General features: G+C 40.5%; 16 protein-coding genes. 12 read left to right on the plus strand and 4 right to left on the minus strand.

All coding sequences use genetic code 11. The annotated features are described in order from the left end of the window. Nucleotide 1: 1 nt before the first annotated feature. From ACU01J_RS08960 to ACU01J_RS09000, 9 genes are all read left to right on the plus strand, one after another. Nucleotides 2-271 carry a helix-turn-helix transcriptional regulator gene (locus ACU01J_RS08960; RefSeq protein ID WP_481085381.1) on the plus strand — a complete coding sequence of 90 codons (270 nt, stop codon included), beginning with the start codon at nt 2-4 and terminating at the stop codon, nt 269-271. A 112-nt stretch (nt 272-383) separates the two neighbouring features. Beyond that, nucleotides 384-2,771 carry a hypothetical protein gene (locus tag ACU01J_RS08965; protein ID WP_481085382.1) on the plus strand — a complete coding sequence of 796 codons (2,388 nt, stop codon included), beginning with the start codon at nt 384-386 and terminating at the stop codon, nt 2,769-2,771. Nucleotides 2,772-3,143: 372 nt separating this feature from the next. Next, nucleotides 3,144-3,383 (plus strand): HTH-like domain-containing protein, encoded by a 240-nt coding sequence (locus tag ACU01J_RS08970; protein WP_322851509.1) that lies wholly within the window; start codon nt 3,144-3,146, stop codon nt 3,381-3,383. Nucleotides 3,384-3,432: 49 nt separating this feature from the next. Further along, nucleotides 3,433-5,886, plus strand: a complete 2,454-nt coding sequence (locus ACU01J_RS08975) for a type I restriction-modification system subunit M (RefSeq protein WP_481085383.1) — start codon at nt 3,433-3,435, stop codon at nt 5,884-5,886. Continuing rightward, nucleotides 5,883-7,148: a restriction endonuclease subunit S gene (locus ACU01J_RS08980; RefSeq protein ID WP_481085384.1), complete on the plus strand. Its 1,266-nt coding sequence runs from the start codon at nt 5,883-5,885 to the stop codon at nt 7,146-7,148. The genes ACU01J_RS08975 and ACU01J_RS08980 overlap by 4 nt, the downstream gene beginning before the upstream one ends. Nucleotides 7,149-7,157: 9 nt before the next feature. After that, nucleotides 7,158-8,966: a DUF262 domain-containing protein gene (locus ACU01J_RS08985; protein ID WP_481085385.1), complete on the plus strand. Its 1,809-nt coding sequence runs from the start codon at nt 7,158-7,160 to the stop codon at nt 8,964-8,966. Further along, entirely contained in the window at nt 8,966-11,431 is a 2,466-nt protein-coding gene (locus tag ACU01J_RS08990; RefSeq protein ID WP_481085386.1) for a GmrSD restriction endonuclease domain-containing protein, read from the plus strand. The genes ACU01J_RS08985 and ACU01J_RS08990 overlap by 1 nt, the downstream gene beginning before the upstream one ends. Further along, nucleotides 11,424-14,564, plus strand: a complete 3,141-nt coding sequence (locus tag ACU01J_RS08995; protein ID WP_481085387.1) for a type I restriction endonuclease subunit R — start codon at nt 11,424-11,426, stop codon at nt 14,562-14,564. The genes ACU01J_RS08990 and ACU01J_RS08995 overlap by 8 nt, the downstream gene beginning before the upstream one ends. Next, nucleotides 14,564-15,295, plus strand: a complete 732-nt coding sequence (locus tag ACU01J_RS09000; protein ID WP_481085388.1) for a M48 family metallopeptidase — start codon at nt 14,564-14,566, stop codon at nt 15,293-15,295. Before ACU01J_RS08995 ends, ACU01J_RS09000 begins: the two co-directional genes overlap by 1 nt. 70 nt (nt 15,296-15,365) lie before the next feature. On the opposite strand, the gene ACU01J_RS09005 is transcribed toward ACU01J_RS09000, so the two are convergent. Together ACU01J_RS09005 and ACU01J_RS09010 are read right to left on the minus strand one after the other, a co-directional pair. Beyond that, on the minus strand, nt 15,366-15,944 hold the full coding sequence (locus ACU01J_RS09005; RefSeq protein WP_481085389.1) for a recombinase family protein: 579 nt from the start codon (nt 15,942-15,944) through the stop codon (nt 15,366-15,368). Between the two features lie 1,305 nt (nt 15,945-17,249). After that, on the minus strand, nt 17,250-17,555 hold the full coding sequence (locus tag ACU01J_RS09010) for a hypothetical protein (RefSeq protein WP_481085390.1): 306 nt from the start codon (nt 17,553-17,555) through the stop codon (nt 17,250-17,252). Between the two features lie 230 nt (nt 17,556-17,785). Here ACU01J_RS09010 and ACU01J_RS09015 point away from each other — a divergent pair, with 230 nt between their 5' ends. Further along, nucleotides 17,786-19,111, plus strand: a complete 1,326-nt coding sequence (locus tag ACU01J_RS09015; RefSeq protein ID WP_481085391.1) for an ATP-binding protein — start codon at nt 17,786-17,788, stop codon at nt 19,109-19,111. A 126-nt stretch (nt 19,112-19,237) separates the two neighbouring features. Here the strand turns inward: ACU01J_RS09015 and ACU01J_RS09020 are convergent, their stop codons facing one another. Then, entirely contained in the window at nt 19,238-19,798 is a 561-nt protein-coding gene (locus tag ACU01J_RS09020) for a Pycsar system effector family protein (protein ID WP_481085392.1), read from the minus strand. Between the two features lie 23 nt (nt 19,799-19,821). Further along, complete coding sequence (locus ACU01J_RS09025; protein ID WP_481085393.1) at nt 19,822-21,177, minus strand: nucleotide-binding domain-containing protein; 1,356 nt, start codon at nt 21,175-21,177, stop codon at nt 19,822-19,824. Nucleotides 21,178-21,791: 614 nt separating this feature from the next. On the opposite strand from ACU01J_RS09025, the gene hipB reads away from it, so the two are divergent. Continuing rightward, nucleotides 21,792-22,040, plus strand: coding sequence for a type II toxin-antitoxin system antitoxin HipB (hipB, locus tag ACU01J_RS09030; protein ID WP_239842372.1), 249 nt, complete (start codon nt 21,792-21,794; stop codon nt 22,038-22,040). Next, entirely contained in the window at nt 22,040-23,341 is a 1,302-nt protein-coding gene (locus ACU01J_RS09035; protein ID WP_481085394.1) for a type II toxin-antitoxin system HipA family toxin, read from the plus strand. The genes hipB and ACU01J_RS09035 overlap by 1 nt, the downstream gene beginning before the upstream one ends. Nucleotides 23,342-23,634 lie beyond the last annotated feature (293 nt).

The following is a 23,634-nucleotide window of genomic DNA, read 5'->3' on the forward strand; positions in this document are numbered from 1 at the left end:
TATGAGCAACAACTTCAAGATCGAACGTAAGCATGACGTTCTAGCACGTGTTCCATTCTCTAAAGCTACACTACACCGTAAAATTAACGACGGATCGTTTCCGCCGTCGATTTCACTCGGCGCAAATTCTGTCGGCTTTCTCTCCTATGAAATTGATACTGTCATCGCAGCGATGGCATTAGATAAAGATCTAAGAGCTGTTGTCTCTGAACTACTCGAAAGACGCCAGTCACTGTTTGAAGAAACCTATTATACAGCGTTAGCTGCATAACTCGCTCTCTTAGCATGCACCGCATGCTGTTTATAAGTGGGATTTTTCTTCTATATATATAAATATCGCAAAATCCCACTACTCTGAACCTATCACTTTTAGAAGAAGAAACATGACCACAGTAGCCGCGGGATTAGCATCAGAACATCTGCTATTAAAAGATGGCAACTTCAACAAAATCACTATTCTGGCAGACGAGAAAATCTCGTACCATCAAAGTTCCTCAAGAGTCATAGCTCTGCCTAAGCACGGGCAGCTTGATAAAATAATTAACTACTACCATGATTCAGCAGGAAAAGTAGAAAAAATCATTATTGACTCTAAGAATAACTTGAAGTCTGCGATTTACACTCTAACCAAGAATTTTTACACACATCGTTTGCCAGTAATCGATGTCAATTCTAACTTGTATTTATGCCCTAAAACCAAGAATACTGAATACTTGCTGGCACTATATGACTTAGCTCCAAAGAAAAAGCACTTAGATATGATTGCTAGAAATCTTAGCTATCAATTTCCTTTAATGTCGAGCACAGTTCAGGGGACTATAGATAAGTACATCAATCGAGAAAGCAATCTGTACAACCTGTTACTCAAAGCAGTCGAAAGAGAAATCTCCTCACACGAAGCTCTTGCTCATGAACAGTTGTCTATTTCACCTAACTTTAAGAGCAAGACCTGTCGTTCCTTACAAGACATCGACCTCAATCAAGAGTTGCTTGAATGTTCTACCTTAGCTATTCGTTCTGCAACAGGTACAGGTAAAACAAAGTTTCTTTTTGGCCCACTCGCTAGCAAAGCGAGTGAAAGCAACCGAGTTGTTTATTTATCTCACCTCATTGCATTAGTGGAGCAATTCTGCCGAGATAATGAGGCTACTCCATATTCTTGCCGCCGTGTTTACGAAATTGAAAAAGCAAACGCTTTCGGAATTGTAGTAAACAGCATTTACAAAGATATGTTTTTTCAGAAACTTATCTCATGTGACACATTGATCATTGATGAGTTCGAAAAAGTACTACAGTCTGTAGTCTGCTCAGAGAACAATCCCCTAATGCTTAGAAACCAAGTATTTTCGGCTTTAGAGCAAATCCTTAAGGCCGTGCCAAACCTAGTAATTGGGGATGCAGACCTTTCTGATATTAGTTTGAATTACATAAAATATATCAGAGGGAAAGTGACTATAATCGAATGCAATGAAAACCCCTACAACGGTATCCACGCAATCATTAGGGACAAATCAACCTATCTAACTCAATATCTTCCAGATCGAATTTGGAAAGACCGAGTGTTTCTGTTTGACTCAGTAAACACACTTAAACAGACAGCGAAAGAGTTAGGATTCAAGGGCAAAAATCACCTGTATTGCGAACAAGATGCACTCGAGAAGAAGGTCTTGATTTTGCACAGTGATAATAAAGGGTTAAAAGAGCAAAAAGAGTTCTTAGCAGATCCAAATCAACATGTTCACAAATATCGCGCAATCCTAGTATCACCTTGCCTAAGTTCAGGATTCTCTATCACATCAGATTACACTGACACAGTTACTGTAATTGCAGATCAGACCTTAACTCCCTCAGAGCTAGTCAACTTTGCAAGGAGATTCCGACGAGCAAAAAACATTGTGTTTGCCGTAAATGATAGTAAGAAACCGACTCAGAGCGAAGCCATTGATTTTTATGTATGTGAACACCCATGGTTTCTTTTGATGAGTCAGTTTCGTGCACGTAAGAAAATACTCAACTCAAAACTGGAGCAAAGCCTGTTATTTACACTGGAGTATATGGGATTTAATGTGTCTACTCATCAAGAGCAATGTAAACAAGTACTGGCAAGCAAAGGGAAGATTAAAGCCTCTTCAATTCACTACCATAGGGCACTGAAACAAGCTGTAGTCAATGGCGGCGACCTAACCATTTGTGGGCAAAAAAATCACCTAAGTGAGCTGCGCTCCATTGACGAACCGCTGGTGATACGAAATACAATAATGCGTCATTATTGTCAAAGTGGCGTTACTCCAGAAGATTTCGACTTCCACTTCGAATATTCTAATAAACAGCTATTCAAACTTTTGCCGTGTGTACAATCGTCAGATGAGTTGGAGCGTCAAAGTAATATAAACAAGCTAGAATTAGAAGTCGCACACCTACTCCATGAGAAGCTCCTGCAACGTAATGATTATCTTGCCGATAAATCAGCGGTGTTTGTGTCGCAGGATGACATGATGAATATAGTCGCTGAACTATACAAGCATATATCGAAGCTAAGCTTTGTCCTTGATGAAAAAACGATGTTCAGAAAAGCAGACACTCAAAAAAAAGCGACTCGCACGATCAGAAAACTTCTCAGATCAATAGGCTTCAACCTAGGGAAATTTAGTCCGAGTTCAAGAAAAGCTCGCCTATCGCTCGATCCCAGAGCTCGCCAATACAGAAACTATATTCGAAATAAACACGGACTTCCTGATATTAGGACAATCAATAGTAAGACCTCTGAATGAAGCTTGCTTAAGCTTCCCTGAAATCTAAAGGTTAGACAATTTGCTACTACTAATATTCGTATGCTAATTAGCCAGTCAGTTCTTTTTTTTTTGAGTTTCAGTTTTAGCTTATAACCTGACCTGAAATTATTGAACATAGACAAGGGTTGCTACACCATCAACTCGTTTCCTTAATCCCAGTGCAACTGGGATTACAACCTTGCCTTATAACCAACCGCCTACGGCGAAGTTCTCGATATGTTAACCAGAGCTCAAAAACCAACCATATAGATTCATTGCAGCATCTTTTGATTGTGTTTGATTGCGGCATTAGCTAATTTATCTAAATTAGCTAATTGTACGTAACTGAATGTATATGAAAGGTTTGTTTGAATGACAGAGTCAGACATCTTTGAGCGTATCCACATGGCGCTAGAAGAAGCCCCCCGAAACCAGTACACCGCTGAGTTGCATCTTCAAATGATCAAGTATGCCGATGAGCTGAAAAACATCACCGCAAAAGAGTTTTGTGAAGGGATGGGACTACGCAGCAGTTTTGGCACTGAGTTCAGCAAGATGCGCAATCTAACAGCTCGTCTCAAAGCGGCTGGCTTGAATACAGAACTTATCTAAATGCCCAATCCAGGCAATGTGCTGGATCATGAATCAAGGTTTAACAAAAATGGCCATTAAAAAAACAGAACTCTATTCCTCTCTTTGGGCAAGTTGCGATGAACTTCGTGGCGGTATGGATGCCAGCCAATACAAAGATTATGTACTTACAATGTTGTTTATGAAGTACGTATCTGATAAGTACAAAGGCGACCCATACGGCATGATTGTTGTTCCAGAAGGAGCAAGCTTTGATGACCTCGTTGCTATCAAAAATGACAAAGAAATCGGCGATAAGATCAACAAAATTATCGCTGCGTTAGCTGAAGAAAACGATTTGAAAGGCGTCATTGATGTTGCTGACTTCAATGATGAGGACAAACTCGGCAAAGGTAAGGAGATGGTTGACCGCCTTACTAAATTGGTAGGTATATTCCAACGTTTAGACCTCTCAGATAACCGCGCAGATGGTGATGATTTACTTGGTGATGCCTACGAATACTTAATGCGCCACTTTGCTACCGAGTCTGGTAAATCTAAAGGACAGTTTTATACACCTTCAGAAGTGTCACGAATTTTGGCGAAAGTGGTGGGGATTACTAAAGATACACCTCAAGATGCCACGGTGTATGACCCAACCTGCGGCTCGGGTTCATTGCTTTTGAAAGCAAGTGATGAGGCTCCGCGAGGGTTATCCATCTTTGGTCAAGAAATGGATAATGCGACCAGTGCACTGGCTCGTATGAACATGATCTTACATAACAATGAAACGGCCAAAATTGTTAAGGGCAATACGCTCTCCTCTCCAGAATGGAAGGATGCACCAGATAGATTGAAAGCCTTTGACTTTTCCGTAGCGAACCCACCGTTTTCGAACAAAAACTGGACAAGTGGTATCGTACCAACCAAAGACACATTTAAGAGATTTAAAGACTGGGGGGTTCCGCCAGAGAAGAATGGTGACTATGCATTCTTACTTCATATTATTTCCAGTCTGAAAAGCACTGGTAAAGGTGCTGTTATCTTGCCTCACGGTGTCCTTTTCCGAGGTAATGCGGAAAAGGATATTCGTGAAAATTTGATCAAACAAGGTTATATCAAAGGAATTATAGGCTTACCTGCCAACCTGTTTTATGGCACAGGTATCCCTGCTTGTATCATTGTGGTGGATAAAGAACACTCGCAAAAAGCGGTCGCTAATGCCGATGGTAAAATGGAAGGCCGCTCTATCTTCATGATTGATGCCAGCAAAGGCTTTATGAAAGATGGCAACAAAAACCGCCTTCGTAGCCAAGATATCCATAAAATCGTGGACGTTTTCAATAAGCAGGCTCAGCTTAAACGATACAGCCGCATGGTGCCCATAGAAGAAATTGCGAGTAATGACTATAACCTCAACATTCCTCGCTACATTGATTCGTCTGAGCCAGAAGATATACATGATTTAAGCGCTCACCTGCAAGGTGGCATACCTAATCGTGATATTGAAGCTCTGGACAACTATTGGACAGTTTTCCCTAGTATTCGTGAGACTCTATTTAAACCAGCTAGAGAAGGCTACAGCGAAGCGTTAGTTGAAGCGGGGAACGTAAAGGCAACGATTCTTGCGCATCAAGAGTTCAAAGATTTCAAAGCACGTAGTTTGCTACCTTTTAAAGCGTGGGCTAAACAAGCATCTCTAACTGAAATTTCTATAGGTGACAGTCCGAAAGAGCTTATCTATGAAATCTCTGAAAACCTTTTAGCAGGATACGCAAACAGTGAGTTGTTGAGTAAGTACGACATTTATCAAATCTTGATGGATTACTGGGCTGATGTTATGCAGGACGATGTGTATGTGTTGGCTCAAGATGGTTGGGAAGCTGGTAAGGTCTTACGTGAGCTTGTTGTTGCTAAAGGTGAAAAACTCAAGGAAATACCAGACCTCACTATTGCTAAGAAGAGGTACAAGGCAGAACTGATCCCACCTAGCGTGATAGTAGCGCGTTATTTCGCGGATAAACAAACAGAAATTGATGAGCTACAGGCGAAGTTGGACGTGGCAACACAATTATTGGAAAGCTACATAGAAGAGCATAGTGCCGAAGATGGCTTATTAGCTGAAGCGTTTAATGATAAAGATAAAGTCACTAAAGCCAGTGTCGCAGCTAGAGCTAAGTTAGCAACCGATGCTGATGAGATAGCTGCACTTAAGCAGGCAACCAAATTATTCAATGCGGAAGGCACTGCTAAAAAAACAGTGAAAGTGGCTCAGGAATCACTAGATTTAGCAGTGTTTAAACAGTACCAAAAACTCAGCCTAGATGATGTTAAGTCGCTAGTTGTAGAAGACAAGTGGCTTGCTAGTTTACAAATCAATATTATTGCTGAAATTGAGCGAGTTACACAGCGCATGTCAAATAGAGTGAAAGAGCTAGAGGAACGATATAATACAGCTTTACCAATTCTTTCCGAACAAGTTCATCTTTTAGGCAAACGTGTTTTAGAACACTTGACGTCATTAGGTTATGAGGATGAACTATGAGCGAATCTGCTACAGCCTTTACACTGAATCATACTTATAAAAATACAGATGCTGGGCTAATTCCAACCGACTGGGAATGTGTGCGCTTAGGTGACATATGCCGTTTTGTCGGTGGAGCTCAACCCGACAAGAGTGTTTTTAGCTATAAAGAAAAAAAAGGGTTCATACGATTAATTCAGATCCGTGATTACAAATCAGATAAAGATATTGTTTATATTCCTGAGAACCTAGCTCGTAAAAAATGTGATGCTCAAGACATCATGATTGGCCGTTATGGCCCCCCTATTTTCCAAATACTTCGTGGGATTGAAGGGGCTTACAATGTAGCTCTCATCAAAGTGATTCCAATTAAAACTGTAGATCGAGAGTTCATTTTTCATTTTATTAGAAATGAAAAATTGTTCTCACTAATGGATACTCTTTCACAGCGCTCATCTGGACAAACGGGTGTTGATCTACCTGCTTTGAGAGACTATCCAGTAGGTCTCCCTCCCTTAGAAGAGCAGACTTCGATAGCACAAGCTTTGAATGATGTAGATGCATTGCTTAACGGGTTAGAGAAACTTATCGCCAAAAAGCAAGCAATAAAAACAGCATCAATGCAGCAATTGCTTACAGGTAAGAAACGTTTGCCTGAGTTCGCTTTGCACACAGATGGCGAGAAAAAAGGCCAGCCTAAAGGCATGAAATCAAGTGAGCTTGGGGATATACCAGAAGATTGGCAAGTTGATAAAATCGACCATGTTGTATCTATCACCACAGGGAACAGGAATACACAGGACAAAGTGTCCAGTGGTGCTTATCCGTTTTATGTAAGGTCTCAAGTCGTTGAGCGAATTAACACTTATTCGTTTGATGGTGAGGCTGTACTCACTGCTGGTGATGGCGTTGGTACAGGAAAAATATTTCATTACATAAATGGTAAGTTCGATTTTCATCAAAGAGTTTATCTAATGTATAATTTTGATGAAAAATTAGACGGTTATTATTTTTACATATATTTCAGTCGATTCTTCTACGAAAGAATCATGTCAATGACAGCAAAGTCTTCGGTTGACTCTGTTCGACGCGAAATGATAGCTGACATGTTAATTATACTACCGTCAAAAAAAGAGCAAACAGCTATAGCTACCATTCTATCTGATATGGAAGAGGAAGTTCAAAAACTTAAGCAACGCTTAGAGAAAACCCGCCAGATAAAAAAAGGCATGATGCAAGAGCTGCTTACTGGTCGAACTCGTTTGCCGCTTGATAAAGACTAAGGAATCAGGATGTCAGTAGAGAATGACTTGGTGTTAAAGCCAATTAGTGAACTTCTAGATGAGTCGTTTTTTATTCCCGCTTACCAGCGGGGGTATCGTTGGACAAATCGCCAAGTTACTGAACTACTCGATGATATCAAAGAGTTCCAACAACAGGCAGAAGAAGGCCCCAAAAGTGCCTTCTACTGCTTACAACCAATTGTAGTAAAAAGGCGTGGGGACACTTGGGAGTTAGTTGATGGTCAACAAAGGCTTACGACGATCTTTATCATTCTTACTTATCTCAAAGATATTCTCGCCCTACTAGGGAAATCTCGATATCAACTTAGTTATGAGACTAGAGAAGACAGTGCTGAATTTCTAAAAAATATTGATGAAAGTCGTGGTGAGGAAAACATTGATTTCTACCATATTGTTGAAGCCAAACGGGCTGTAGATGAGTGGTTTAAGAGACAGGATGGCGCGTATCAAATCAAGTTTATCCAAACGCTCCTGAATGATGATGAGACAGGAAAGAATGTTAAGGTTATCTGGTACCAGATCAGTGATAGTGATGATGTAACTGACGTTTTTACTCGTTTGAACATGGGGAAGATCCCCTTAGTCAATGCTGAACTGGTAAAAGCACTGTTCTTGAAATCAAACCATTTTGATAAGGATGGCAGCGTCGCTAAGCACCTTCAGCAGCTTAATATTTCTCAAGAATGGGATGCGATAGAGAAACGCCTACAAGATGATGCATTTTGGTTCTTTCTCAGTAACAAAAACATAAAAACTAACCGCATTGAGTTTGTACTTAAATTGGCTGCACGAGAGCTAGATAGTGAAGGAATATTAGATAGCGATAAACTAAAAGTCTTTCTCCAATTTAACCGCTTGCTCAGCCCCAATGAAGGAAAAGCTGACGTAGTTAAGGAGTGGCTTAAAATTAAGCAGTGCTATATGACTCTGGAAGAGTGGTTCAATGATAGAGCATTGTTCCATTTGGTTGGTTACTTGGTTTCTCAAGGTGTAGAGCTAGAGAAACTGTTTGTCCTTAACGAGGAAAGCAAAACCAAATTTGAGTTTAGGCAGGCACTAATCGAATGGGCTTTTAAGCAAATCTTTATTACGAAGGAGCTTTCCGACAATTCAAAAGAATTTTTGCAAGATCAGCTTGATGCTCTTAGTTACGATTCAGGAGCAAGGAAAGTACGCTCACTTCTTTTACTGTTCAATGTAGCTAGTTTATTGGCTAACCCCGTAACTAATGCCAGATTTCAATTTGATAAGTTTAAGCAAGATTGTTGGGATATTGAACATATTCGCTCTGTAGCATCAGAAATGCCTAGCAGCAGAGAGAAACAATTAGATTGGCTTCAAAATGTGGTTAATTACATCTCTGAAGACAGGGTGGTCGATGAAGAAGCAACTGAAAAACGTCTAAGTAAGATTCAACTTATTCGAAATAATGCTAGTGAGTTATTAAATGCGTCTTCGTTTGATATTGACCAGTTCTCGATAACCTATGAGCAAGTCATTGAGGTTTTTGATTCAGGTGATGGGGATATTGATGACTCTATCGGAAACCTTACTCTTTTAGACAGTTCAACTAATCGTAGTTATAAAAATGCAGTCTTCCCGATCAAGCGGTCGAGAATTATTGCCCTCGATAAACAGGCCACATTTGTACCGCTATGTACGAAGAATGTGTTTTTAAAGTATTACAGCAAACGGGTAGATAAGATGCTGTTTTGGGGAGCTAAAGACAGTCAAGATCATCAACAAGCAATGGTGGATATACTCTTTGACTTTTTCTGTGGTAGAGGGGTTCACTGATGGAACGAGGTAAAGGTTTAACTTTTTTTGAGCTGTTTGACGTAGTTGATAAGATTCAGATTCCCATTCTACAGAGGGACTACGCACAAGGGCGTGCTGAAGAGTTTGAGGTTAGAGCTCAATTCCTTAGTTCCCTTCATTGTGCACTTACTGTAGATGACTCAGAACAAAGAGCACCTCTAGATTTGGACTTTGTCTATGGCAATTTCGATGAAGGTGATGAAAAAGCATTTTCTGTATTAGATGGTCAACAGCGTTTAACCACGCTATTTCTGCTTCATTGGTTTTTAGCTGTTCATTGCAGTCGCCAATCTGATTTCACAAAGCGCTTTGTTACTGAAGACGGTAGAGCACGCTTTACATACAAAACCCGACCTAGTTCGACTGAGTTTTTTGATGCGCTAACTTCCAATAGTTTAGGCAAGCCAAATGGAAAGATAAGTACACAAATATGTGATAGCCAATGGTTTTACTTGTCGTGGAAACAAGACCCTACAGTTCAATCTTGTTTACGTATGTTAGATGCGATTCAAACACACTTCGTTGGTGAAGACGTTGATCTATATGAGAGGTTAACTAACACTGAGGCTCCTTTCATCACCTTTCAGTTCTTGGATCTACATTCATTTGGTTTATCTGATGAGCTTTATATAAAGATGAACGCCCGTGGTAAGCCTTTGACAATATTCGAAAACTTTAAAGCCAAGTTAGAGCAAGCCATTCAATCTTTTGAGTCTCCATGGCCAAAGTACAAATTACCTTTCAAAGAGGCATGTGTAGATGGCTATGAGTACTTCATTCACAAGATAGATACGGCGTGGGCGGATTTGTTTTGGCCGTATCGAAATGCTGTATCTGAAGACAATACTTTTGATGATGAGCTAATGAATTTTTTCCGTCTACTCATTGCCTACCAAAGTGTCTTAGACGCAAAGGATACGCCAGAAAAACTAACCGAGATAAGGAGTAAGCTATTTGGTAGCTCTGGTAGATTGTGGCCACTTTCATTGTCTGAATATGATGAGTACGACTGTATAAATCAAGAACTCATAGTCAGATTAATCAATGTATTAGATAAAATTTCATGTAATGGCTTAGTTGATGGGCAGATCAAGCCACACCTGGCTGAACCATATTACTTCTCTGAAAGTAATACATTTAAAAAAGTCATTACGAACACTGCCAGCTATGATGATAAATTGCGATTTTTTGCATTCTACAGTTTCTTAGCAAAATCTTCTGATTTAGATGAGCTAGCAGAGTGGATGCGAGTTGTTTACAACTTAACAGAAAACACCATTATAAATACGTCAGATGAGTTTTGTAAGGCGCTTTTGGGCTTAGATCGCCTTTTGAAAGCAGAAGACCCCATACTTCTTCACCTACAAGAAGATATCGAAGTTACAGGCTTTGTTGGAGCTCAGGTTTTAGAGGAGAAGATTAAAGCGTATCTACTTCTGAAGTCAGCTGAGTGGCGTGATGAAATTCTTCTGGCAGAAAAAAATACGTTCTTCAATGGACAAATTGGCTTCCTATTCAACTTCTCTGGAGTCTTGGAGTTTTACCGAGAGAATAACCATTGTTCATGGGATGATGAGCTGGATTCAGGTTACCTAGAGAAGTTTAGGCACTATAAGTTATCAGCATGTGCTGTTTTTGATCTGATGGCTACTGATTCCTCTGCAATTAATTATGCATGGGAAAGGGCCGTTCTTAGTAAAGGAGTCTACTTTACTGAAAAATCAGGGCACAGGTTCAACCTTTTGAGTAGTAACGATACTCGAAACAATATTCCTCGAGATCATAGCTGGCGTCGCCTATTAAGAATCACGGTCAAATCAACGAGGAGTGAAGATAAGCAGCGATATGTTAAAGCCGTGTTTGATGACCCGTACTTTGATACTGAAAATGTTCAAACTTCTCTTGAAAAAATCTGTAGTGATGCCTTGGAAAATCCAACAATTGAGCTTTGGCAAAAATGCTTTATTCGATACCCCATTTTGTTTAAAAAGTGTCGACAAGGCTTCATTTCCAACGATGGCACTGAAATCATCCTACTTAGTGAGTCTCAGAGGAACCATTATCACAGCGAACTGTATTCAAAAGTCATAGAACTACGATTAAATAAAGAAGTAGAAGAGCTCTTACCCTTTAAATATATTCGTTATGTTCCTGTTAAGTCCCGCGATGAGTATGCGACATTTAACTTATCTGGATGGTTGTATGGCGACAACTTGTACTCTATTGAAGTCGGTTTTTATGATGGCCATTTCAAGGTCTGGATTAATGCGGGAGCTAATTCTGTACACTCAGAGAAGCTGCTCTCCATCTTGAAGAAGCATGGATTCAAATCATACACCTACGACGAATCAAAGTTGATTAATGATGAATTGGATCGTTTAGATGAAGTTATAGATATGATTCTAGAGCTTTGCTCGGAGTTTAAGGAACTTAAAGATGAGTAACGTAGGCCAAAAAGAAAGAGCAACTCAGAATCGTGTCGTGAGTTTGTTTAAAGACCAGTTAGATTATGATTACCTTGGTAACTGGGAATACCGTGAAGACAACCGCAATGTTGAAAAAGGTATTCTCACGGAGTGGCTTAGTAGTAGAGGTGTGCCAGAAACTTTAATCACCCGTACTCTGAGAAAGCTCGACATGGCCGCAGCTCTGGGTGAGGGTAAAAAGCTATTCGATGCTAATAAGGAAGTCTATCGTTTGCTTCGTTATGGCGTGAAAGAAAAAGAAGGTGCTGGAGAGCTTAACCAAACAGTCTGGTTGATCGATTGGAAGAATCCAGAAGCCAATAACTTTGCAATTGCAGAAGAAGTTACAATCAAGGGGGAGCATAAGAAGCGACCTGACATTGTGCTTTATGTTAATGGTATTGCACTTGGCGTTATCGAGCTGAAGCGTTCGTCAGTCTCTGTTAGTGAAGGTATCCGTCAAAACCTTGATAACCAGAAAAAATCCTTCATCCGAAATTTCTTTACCACCATGCAGCTAGTAATGGCAGGTAATGATACTCAAGGCATTCGCTACGGCACGATTGAGACAACAGAAAAATACTATCTAGAATGGAAAGAGGCCGCTAGCGATAAGGCGCTGCCACACTCTGATATCCATACTGAGACGGTTTTAGACACGCACCTAGCCCAGTTATGCGATAAAAATCGTTTCCTACAGATTGTTCATGACTTCATTGTATTTGATGCAGGAGTAAAAAAAACATGTCGACACAATCAGTTTTTTGGCATTCAAGATGCGAAGAAGCATGTTAAGTCTCAACAGGGGGGCATTATTTGGCACACACAAGGGTCAGGTAAAAGCCTCACCATGGTTTGGCTCGCGAAGTGGATTCGCGAAAACGTTACCGACTCTCGTGTACTTGTTGTTACAGACCGTACAGAACTAGATGAACAAATTGAAAAAGTGTTCTCTGGCGTTGACGAAGAGATATATCGCACTAAAAGCGGGAAGGATTTAATCGCTACGCTAGATAACACCAATCCTTGGTTGATGTGCTCATTGGTACATAAATTTGGTCGTAATGGTGAGGATCTCAAAGAAGAAGATGATGAGGCGGCAACGACAGATTATATTGATGCACTGACAAAGTCCCTACCATCGAATTTCACACCTAAAGGAAAACTGTTTGTTTTTGTTGATGAGTGCCATCGCACACAATCAGGAAAGCTACATGCTGCAATGAAGACAATCTTGCCTGAAGCGATGTTTATTGGCTTCACTGGCACACCTTTAATGAAAAAAGACAAGAAGAAGTCTTTAGAGGTATTTGGCCCTTATATCCACACTTATAAGTTTGACGAAGCAGTAAGCGACGGTGTCGTTTTGGATCTCCGCTATGAAGCGAGAGATATTGACCAGCACCTTACTTCAGAGAGGAAAGTCGATCAGTGGTTTGAAGCGAAGACAAAAGGCATTTCTAATCTTGCTAAGATGCAGCTCAAACAGAAATGGGGAACCATGCAGAAAGTACTCTCAAGTAAGTCACGTCTTGAGAAAATTGTTAGCGACATCTTGATGGATATGGAGCTTAAGCCAAGACTGATGGATGGCCGAGGAAATGCCATGTTAGTGTGCTCTAGCGTCCATCAAGCTTGCGTGGTTTACGACCTATTTAGTAAGACTGATTTGGCTGGTAAGTGTGCAATAGTAACTAGCTATCAGCCCGCTGCTAGCTCCATTAAAGGAGAGGAATCAGGTGAAGGTCTCACCGAAAAACTCTTCAAGTATGATACTTACAGAAAGATGCTCGCAGACTATTTTGAACAGAGTGAAGATGATGCAGCGAAGCGAGTTGAAGAGTTTGAGATTGCAGTAAAAGAACGATTTGTTGAAGAACCTGGACAAATGCGCTTGTTGATCGTGGTTGATAAGCTATTGACGGGATTTGATGCGCCCTCTGCGACTTATTTGTATATAGATAAAAGCATGGCTGATCATAACTTGTTCCAAGCTATCTGCCGCGTAAACCGACTTGACGGAGAAGACAAAGAATACGGTTATATCATCGACTATAAAGATTTGTTCAGATCACTAGATAAAGCCATCAAGGATTATACGGCTGAAGCATTTGATGGATATGACAAAGAAGATGTAGCAGGTCTTCTGAAAGACCGCCTCGTGCAAGCACGAGAAGACCTCGATAACGCGTTAGAAGCCGTTAGGGCTCTTTGTGAACCAGTGAAAGCACCACGTGATACTAAAGACTTCATTCACTATTTCTGTGGGGAGTCTGGTGTTGAACCGACTGATGCAGATGAAAGATCAGAAAAAGAAGCGTTACGTTTGGCACTATATCAAATAGTAGCCAAGCTTCTTAGAGCTTATGCCAACCTTGCCAATGAGATGGAAGAAGCTGGTTATACTTACTCTGAAGCAGAGCAAATAAAGAAAGAAGTCATTTACTTTGAAAAAGTTCGTGATGAAATCAAATTGGCTAGCGGTGATCTCCTAGAAATGAAACGCTTTGAGCCAGCAATGAGACACCTTCTGGATATGTACATCCGCGCTGACGATAGTGAAGTGTTAATGGACTTTGAAGAGCTTGGGCTTATTGATTTGGTCGTGAAGAAAGGTGCTGATGGTTTGGATTCATTACCAAAAGACCTGAGGGATAACGAAGATGCAATGGCGGAAGCTATTGAGAATAACGTTCGCAAAACGATTGTTGATGAAAATCCTATCAACCCAAAATACTACGATCAGATGTCCCACCTTTTAGACGAAATTATTCAGCAACGTAGAGCTAAGGCGATCAGCTACCAAGAGTATTTGGAGAGCATTCGTGAACTTGCCAAGAAAGTCGTGAACCCAGGCGGTGAACGCAAAAAAAGCTACCCTGACTCTATAGACTCTGCTGCAAAACAATCGCTTTATGACAACTTAGGTAATGACGAAGTACTTACAGCTAAAATTGATATGGTTGTTCGATACACCAAGAAAGCTGATTGGGTCGGCGACAAGTTTAAGGAACGTGAGGTGGCTAATGCTGTTCGTCGAGAAACCAAAGAGTACGATTTGGATATTGAGTTTGTTATGGAGCTTATCAAAGCTCAGAAGGAATACCACTAATGTCATCGGAACTTAGTGAAGTGGTCGAGATAGCGGGTATTTCGGTTCAGTTAAATCGAAAGAGTATTAAAAACTTGCATCTCAGTGTTCTGCCGCCAAACGGAAGAGTACGTCTCTCTGTCCCTCATAACACTAATGAGCAAGCAATTAGACTAGCAATCATTAACAAGCTGTCTTGGATTAAGCAACAACAAGCTGACTTTGCTGCACAGCCAAGACAATCTAGTAGAGAGATGGTGAGTGGTGAGAGTCACTATCTATGGGGCAAGCGCTATCGTTTGGATGTGGTGGAAACGTCTGGAAAGCATAGAGTTACTATTCGAGGTAACTCTAAGCTAGAACTTGCAGTATCAAAGAAAACTTCGGTTGATAATCGTCTCAAATTACTCAATGCCTTATACAGGCGGCACATGCAGGAGTCACTATCTAAGTTGTTACCATATTGGGAAGATAGGCTAGGTGTTACCTCAAATAGTATCGGAATCAAAAAGATGAAGACTAAATGGGGGAGCTGTAATATTCAGGCGAAGCGTCTTTGGTTAAATCTAGAACTAGCTAAAAAACCACCAGAATGCCTTGAATATATATTGGTGCATGAATTAGTGCACTTGCTTGAGCGACACCATAACGAACGTTTTAGGGCGCTTATGGACAAGAACATGCCTGACTGGCGAGAACGTCGGAGTCTGCTTAACAGCCTTCCTCTTGCTTATGAAGATTGGAGCTATTAGCTCTCTCATATACATACTCGTTTCCTTCAACCGCATAAGCGGCTGGAGAAAGGGACGATGGTACACTTGGCTATGATGCCAGGTTCCAGTGTCGTTTGACCGTGGCGATTCCTATACCAAGGTGTGAAGCTGTAGTACTTTGAGACATACCCGCTACTTTACAGTCTTGAACTCGCTTGGTAGTTTTAATAGCTTTCGGCCTACCTAGCTTTTTACCTTCAGCCTTCGCTCTAACCAAGCCTTCTTGAGTACGCTCTCTGATTCTATTTCTTTCGAATTCAGCAAATGCCGAGAACATCTGTAACATTAGCTTCCCTTCCGAAGAGCTTAGATCAGCAACAGGCAAGTCAAGACAAACGACACGAATACCTTTTTCACCGAATAAACTGATGGTTTGCTGTACGTCAATATTGTCTCGACCAAGCCTATCAAGCTTGAGCACAACGAGTGTATCGCCCTCTTCCAGCTTGTACTCGACTAAATTAGAGAACTGTTTTCGATCTATTGCTTTAGTGCTCCCCGAGATCGTCTCACTAATAACTCGAGAATCGATAACGTCATAACCTGCATTCCGAATCGCCAAAATTTGGTTCTCTGTGGTTTGCTCTGTCGTTGAAACTCGACAATAGGCAAAAATACGTCCAGTCATTTCACTTCCAGTATCATAAAATCTAGTATCACTATAACATTGGTATCATATAAATAATAGGTATTTTTATGATACCTTTTTAGGGATGTCCCACTGTTATCGTTTAGCGGTTGTTTTTTGATACTAAAGGATATGATGAGATTGGATCTATATTTTCTTTATTTGCAATACTTGTTGGTTAATATTTGCACACACAGAGTGCGGAGGCTAGATCGCATGTATGGATGGCGCATATAGATAGTGCGCTAGTTTGATATAGGAATATTATCGTTATTTAGGACTGACAAATATAAATTATCTGGTATATTAATCTTTTTCTAAGGTTTTTTGTGATATTTTGTTTTGTGTTGGTGTTTAATTTTGATTAGAAATATGGTATAACTATTATAACCTTTATAACAATTATAAATTTATATAACTAATGTAAGGAGTGAATGTTTTTCAGCACTCCCATTCAGAAAACTCCCAAAATCTTGTCTTTTGAAACACTGCCACCAATGGCACTTCAACTGTCACCAATGACAATGTTACTGCCACCAATGGCACTTTTGTTGCCCATGCCCCGTACTCCTTGAGTGCGAAATTGCTATCGACTCGCACTCAGGGAGTGCGAAGGTTAATAGCTCAAAATAGTTTGGAACGGCCATGTTGTTCTTATATTTCTATTCATTCGGTCTTTTTAAACCTCACGCTAGAGGTCGAGCGCCAAAATATAGTCTCCCATTCGTGGGAGACACTACGAATTGATGGTATTGCCCTTACAATTGCCAGAATGAATGAGCTCAAGAAATCACGCTAGAGGTCTAGCGTCAAAAGATAATCTCCCATTCGTGGGAGACACTGCAAATCGATGCCACTGCTCTGCCAATTAACAGAATGAATGAGCTCAAGAAGTCACGCTAGAGGTCTAGCGCCAAAAGATAATCTCCCATTCGTGGGAGACACTGCAAATCGATGCCACTGCCCTGCCAATTAACAGAATGAATGAGCTCAAGAAGTCACGCTAGAGGTCTAGCGCCAAAAGATAATCTCCCATTCGTGGGAGACACACGGCAAATCGATGCCACTGCCCTGCCAATTACCAGAATGAATGAGCTCAAGAAATCACGCTAGAGGTCTAGCGCCAAAAGATAATCTCCCATTCGTGGGAGACACTGCAAATCGATGCCACTGCCCCGCCAATTAACAGAATGAATGAGCTCAAGAAGTCACGCTAGAGGTCTAGCGCCAAAAGATAATCTCCCACTCGTGGGAGACACACTGCAAATCGATGCCACTGCCCTGCCAATTACTGAGCTCAAGAAATCACGCTAGAGGCCTAGCGTGAAGTATTTCAATAAATTTTGGATTCTCGAGCGATAATACCAATTCACCTGCAAACTCGCTTACCAGCTCTTCCACTATGTTTATGTAATGTGGATAGCGGCAACAAAATAAAATAAGCTCCCTCTTTTCATCGATAACTGCACGTACATTGTTCATCCCATTGTCTACAGAAAATTGACTTTGATCCCATTCAAATTGAACAGCACAATTAGCTTTAAATTTTGTTCTGGCGAGTTGATCTAACACTTCTCTGATATTCATTTGCTTAGTGATGACCAATGCCACTTTACAGTACCCCATACCCATCCTATTAACTGAAGAGTCCAAATTTGATACATACCAGACAAATTTTAGCCTATTAAGCTTACCTTCTCCCTACCACAAAGTGAGCTATTAAATCGCATAAATGTAGATTAGTTTACATTTTTGTGCGCATAAAAATGACAAAAGCCACTTTTTATTGCGCATAATAGTGTAACTGGGTATTGAAGACACATTTTCGAAAGGGGGGCTAGATGAAACGAGCATTACTTGACAACCTACTCGCGTGGAAGAATAAGAAGACTAGAAAGCCTTTACTTATTGATGGTGCTAGACGAACAGGAAAGACGTTCCTAGTAGAAGAGCTTCTAGGAAAGTCATTTGAAAATGTTCTAAGAATCGATTTTCTAGAAAATCCTGAATATATAAACGCTTTTGCTGATTCTCTAAACCCCAATGAGATCATTACTAATATCGAACTTTTAACTGGTAAGATCTTTGATTTATCGACAGATCTTCTCATCCTCGATGAAATTGTCGAGTGCCCGAGAGCTGTGACAGCTCTCAAATATTTTGCAGAGAAGACCCCTGAAGCTTACGTTGCCGCATGTGGCTCCAATATCGATCGACTCACGTCATTTCCAGTGGGCAAAGTAGAGCAATACGAATTAAGGCCACTTACTTTTAAAGAGTTTTTATGGGCCTCTGAACAGAAAGCTCTTCAAAAAGCCTACGAGCAACAGTTGAATTCTGCCGCAGTCCATACCAAGTTACTTGAGCTACTTACTGATTATTACTTTGTTGGCGGTATGCCTGAAGCCGTGAAGTCGTGGTTCGAAAACGCAGAACTAAGTATTATTGAACGTATTGAAGCAATATCTAAAGTGCATTGGAACTTAATCGAAGGTTACATGAGTGACTTCGTAAAATACTCTGGCAAAGTTGATTCGCAGTTAATAGGATCTGTTTTTAGAAACATCCCTATCCAACTTTCTTCGGTATATGAAAATTCGGTAAAACGCTTCAAGTTCAAAGGAGTACATGAGCGAAAATCACGTTATACAGATTACGAAAGCGCCATATGTTGGCTGAAAAAAGGCAAACTGATTCTAAAAAATCACCCGATTGAAGGACGTCCCAAAACTCCGTTGGTCGCATATCAGAAAAACAACACCATTAAGCTATTTCTCTTCGATGTTGGGTTACTTAACCACATGCTAGGCATTAGCTATTGTGAGCTAAAGCAAAAAGGCTGTGAATACAAGGGCTATGTTGCGGAAAACTATGTCCAGCAAGAAATGGTGGCATTAGGTATTGAGCCAAGCTTCTCCTGGAATGATGCTCGTGCAGAGATTGAGTTTATAGTTACTGATGATCTAGATCGCATCATCCCAGTCGAAGTTAAAAGTGGAACACGCACTCGCGCGAAATCTCTACAATCTTACATTAAAAAATGCAGCCCCCACAAAACCATTAAGCTAACGGAAACTCAAGGGTCTCCAGAAACAGAAACCAAACATGTTGTTATGCCTTTGTACTACACGGAATACTTGCTTGAGCACCTAAGAAATATCGGCTAACTGGCAGACTATTGACTCTTCTTTGAGGGAAAGGTTGGCTTAGCAAAATTTCACCAAAAGATCACCTAATAACAATAATTCGTCAGCTTTGCTTGCTCTAGAGATAGCTAAACTGACGAAAGCTGGTCATGTAATTATATCTGCATAGAACGTAACGAAAGCCAGTCCCAATAAAGACACTGACAATGAGAGCAACAATGCCGATAGACTCTTTTTAAATGCCCCCATTTTCTTAGAACATATTTCTGCACAAATCCAATGGTTTTCTAACAGGTCTCTCTCTAGATCTGTTAGCGTAGAAGACTGGCTCATACTATTAAGTGTTGAATAATAATGTATAAAATTGTCCAGAGAGTTGTGAGTCTCAACCATTGAAGCAAAAGACACTATTGATTTTCCTTTCGAAGGAGTGACTCTAGGTACGAACACATCCTTAAGCTTATTAAACCAATAAACCCAACTAATAATAACAACCCCAACAACAGAGACGATCAATGTGGTTGGAACAACAACATCATCACCGCTTATCAGACCATAAAATATTGAAGTATAAATGCCTAAAAAGGTCACACCTGCCGCGAGGGTTATTGAGGCTTTCTGATCTGCTGCCACTATGTAGCTATCGGTTCTTCGTAGTGATTCGAATAAGATTGATGCTTTTTCGTTCACGGTTTTCCCTTCTTCCACTAAGCCGTTCTTAGTTAAGCTTATCACTTAATCATGACACCTATTACGTCCCTGAAGATTAAACTTTGATTGTTATCGAAGACCTCACATTTCATGGTGTGTAACCCCCTATAACTTGTACCTTCATTTAGCTCGGTAATGGAATACGGAGCGATCGATGAGTTGTAGGTACTGGTTTTCCTTGCTTGTAGATATCTAACTACACCATCTTGCTCGATATCCCTCTCATCTTCTGGAGTTTTAGGGCCATGATTTGTTTTCTTGAACACCACTTTTAATGGAAAAGCTAGTCGGCTCCTAGTAGTAGCTTTCACTTCAAATAAAAGATCGAGTCCTGGCTGTAAATAGCACGACGCTGAAATATATTCTTCTCTTTGATTACCGCTAGTCACAAAGCATCTAAACTCAATACCTGGGTTGTACTTAACAGTGCTCCCTGCAACTTTCTCTCGAAAAACCAACGGTAATGCGCTGAAATCTATACACTTATAGTAATCCAAAAGTCTCATATTGTAATTCAGTAGGTTACCGCCATTGTCGCTCATATTTGGAACTACTATAGGAAGAGATTCTTTTTCTTGTCCTCTTTTTCGTTCTTTAATGTTTGAGTACTTTGCTGGCCAATAAACAAAATCAAGCAGACCTTGTCCCAACATAGTCTGGTTTTTACCTGCCAAACTCTGTAACTTTGAAGCCATATCAACTGGTAACCCAGTAGCAGACACTTCACCTACACTTCGATATCCGAAACTTCCCCACAAAACCTCCTCGTCATTGCCAAAGTCACAACCAACTCGGAAACCGAAGTCTTTAGACTCCAAGCCTTGTTTTGTCATCCAAGGCTTTATACTTTCTTCCAAAATCGCCCTCAAAGTAATACTACAATTGATCGCATCGGCAATAGCATCTTCCTTACCCTTAGTGCTACCACCAAAAAAAGCCATCACGGCATCTCCCATAAGTCTATGAACATGCCCATCGAAAGATCTAACGACCTCTATACAAGTTTGAATAACAGCATTTTTGAAGATGAATACAGAATCCAAATCGTAAAGCAGCGACAAGCGTGTAGATCCCTTTATGTCCACAAACATTGTACACATATAGTGATGTTGAGTTTCAGATGTTCCTTCAAGAGCAACAAAGTCAGGGTGTGTGCCGATGGGAAAGTTATTAACCCCTTCTTTACCGAATAAAGGTCGTATTTGAGTTTGCAGTAAGTACTCTTCTTGGGGGCCGCTTGGGAGTGTTTGGAGAGATTCGTGAACCAGTGAAGAATCCGATGATTCGATTGAAATGGAATTTGCCTTGACAACATTTTGGCGACGATCCTTTACATTTTGATAGAAATCACCGAATACATTTTCTATGTCCACCATATCTCGTCCTTTCAGTAAATATTAAAGTAATTTCATAGAGACATTTAAGCACAATCACCTTTAGAAACATAGTGAATAGCGCCCCTCAGCATAATAACTCTAAGAATTGGGGATTCCATCTACGAAAGGCGTCGATGGAATAGGAAGCATATGGGCGTTTAAATTCGAGTATCGCTAACTATAAACCTCAACGTCACTCCAAACCTACTCATGCAAAACATGGAAATAGATTTCCCATCAACACAATACCCCTTGGCTTGCGCCAAGAAATACATCGACTATACCTCCTGCCCAATGCCGAAAAAGATAGCAACATTTGAATGCATCATGTGTAAGTGTCAGTGACAAGGCACATTTCCTGGGCAACCAATCTGCCCTAAATGCCATAGCCATTTGTATGCTAGTGAGATTAATTCTTTGTAAAGCTAGAGCACCTTAACCCCACTAAGGGATAAGCTACAAAATATCCCCCAGTGGGGATGCAGAGTGCTTTATCCTCTTGTAAGGATACGCTACAATTTATACCCACTAACGGATAGCTATACAGTTATCCTTTAATGGGTATAATGAGATATCTTCGAAATGCATCCTTAACCTATTGAAGACAAGAACAAATGATATATAGTCCAAAACAATTAGCAGACATGATGCTACTGATACGCCAAAAGAATGGTTGGACACAATCAGAACTAGCAAAGAAAGTCGGCATAAAGCAAGCGACGATCTCGAATTTCGAGAACAACCCAAACAAAACAACGCTTTCTACCTTCTTTAAGCTTCTTCAGGCAATGGATCTAACATTGAGTATCCAAGAAAAAGCACAGGTAACTTCGTTAGATGAAAATGATGATGAGAGTTGGTAATGCAGAAGCTAATCGCATACATGAATGGTGAACTTGTTGGCACTTTAGAGAAGCATAAGAATGGTGCTCACACTTTCCAATACGATGAGAACTGGGTAACTAATACGGTGACTCGACCACTATCGTTGTCTTTGAAACTTCAGTTACCAACTATCACTTCCGATGCCGTAATAAACTATTTTGACAATTTATTACCAGACAGCCCTCAAGTCAGAGATAGGATCGTTTCAAGATACAAAGCCTCATCCAAGCAACCATTTGATCTCTTAAAAGAAATAGGAAAGGACAGTGTTGGAGCGATTGCTTTACTTCCTCCAGAACTCCCTTATAAAAAAGAACCACTTAGCTACGAAGCCCTAGATGACAAAAAACTAGAAACTGTTCTTTCTGCATACAAGTCTGATATTCCGCTCGGGATGCTCGAAGAAGAAGAAGACTTTAGAATATCAGTAGCAGGTGCCCAAGAGAAAACGGCTCTCCTATTCGTTGATAGGCAATGGTGTATACCTAAAGGAAACACACCCACCACTCACATCATCAAACTGCCAATAGGCGAAATACAACAAGCTAACGCAACACTAGATCTCAAAGATAGCGTAGAAAACGAGTACTTTTGTATCGAGCTAGCTAGAGCTATGGGATTCGCAGTTCCCAATGTCAATATAATCAAAACAGACAACATTAAAGCTTTAGCTGTAGAACGCTTTGATAGACGCTGGACAAAAGACAGAGCAGGCTTGCTACGCTTACCTCAGGAAGATATCTGCCAAGTATTTGGTATGCCATCATCCATTAAATACGAATCTCAAGGAGGCCCTGATATAGCTCAGATCATGGAGTTGTTAATGGGTTCAAGTAAGGCTCTAGAAGATCGATATAACTTCATGAGGTTCCAAGTATTTCAATGGCTCATTGGCGCTACAGATGGACATGCTAAAAACTTTTCTATCTATATTGATAAAGGAGGAAGCTACAGACTCACTCCATTCTACGATATTTTGTCAGCCTACCCATTACTGGGAGGAAAAGGGCTCAATATCAGAAAGCTAAAACTGGCGATGGGGTTGAAAGCAACAAAGGGCAAAAAGTATGAAATCAGTAAAATCCTGCCTCGTCACTTTTTGGATACTGCTAAAGCTGTAAACTTTAGTCAAGACACGATGCAAGAGATAATCGATGAAATGAAAGATGCCTTACCTAAGGCAATGTTACAAGTAAGTGAAACACTGCCTGAGGACTTTCCTAAGCATATCGCAGACTCTATTTTTGAGAATAGTCAAAAAATAATTAAGAAGATTTAGCTATATGAAAACCAGGATCTTAACGGTTATTTATATAAGCGGACGGGGGTTCAGTTCCTTTTGAAGTAGGATTTTCATGTAACATTCAATGTAACACTAAATTCAAACAACTGTTTTAAATCATTGAATCCTATACAAATGAGACAACCATTCAACTCCCGCCAGCCCACCAAACGTTTGGAAAGGGCCAACTTGAAAGAGTTGGCCCTTTTTGTATTTGTCACGCCAAGCTTTTCGCGACTCTGAAACACTAAAGCTGTTGAGCAAAAGACAAGCCCTATCGCTTCCTTTGT

Source organism: Vibrio sp. 2433-A1, from assembly GCF_056726085.1.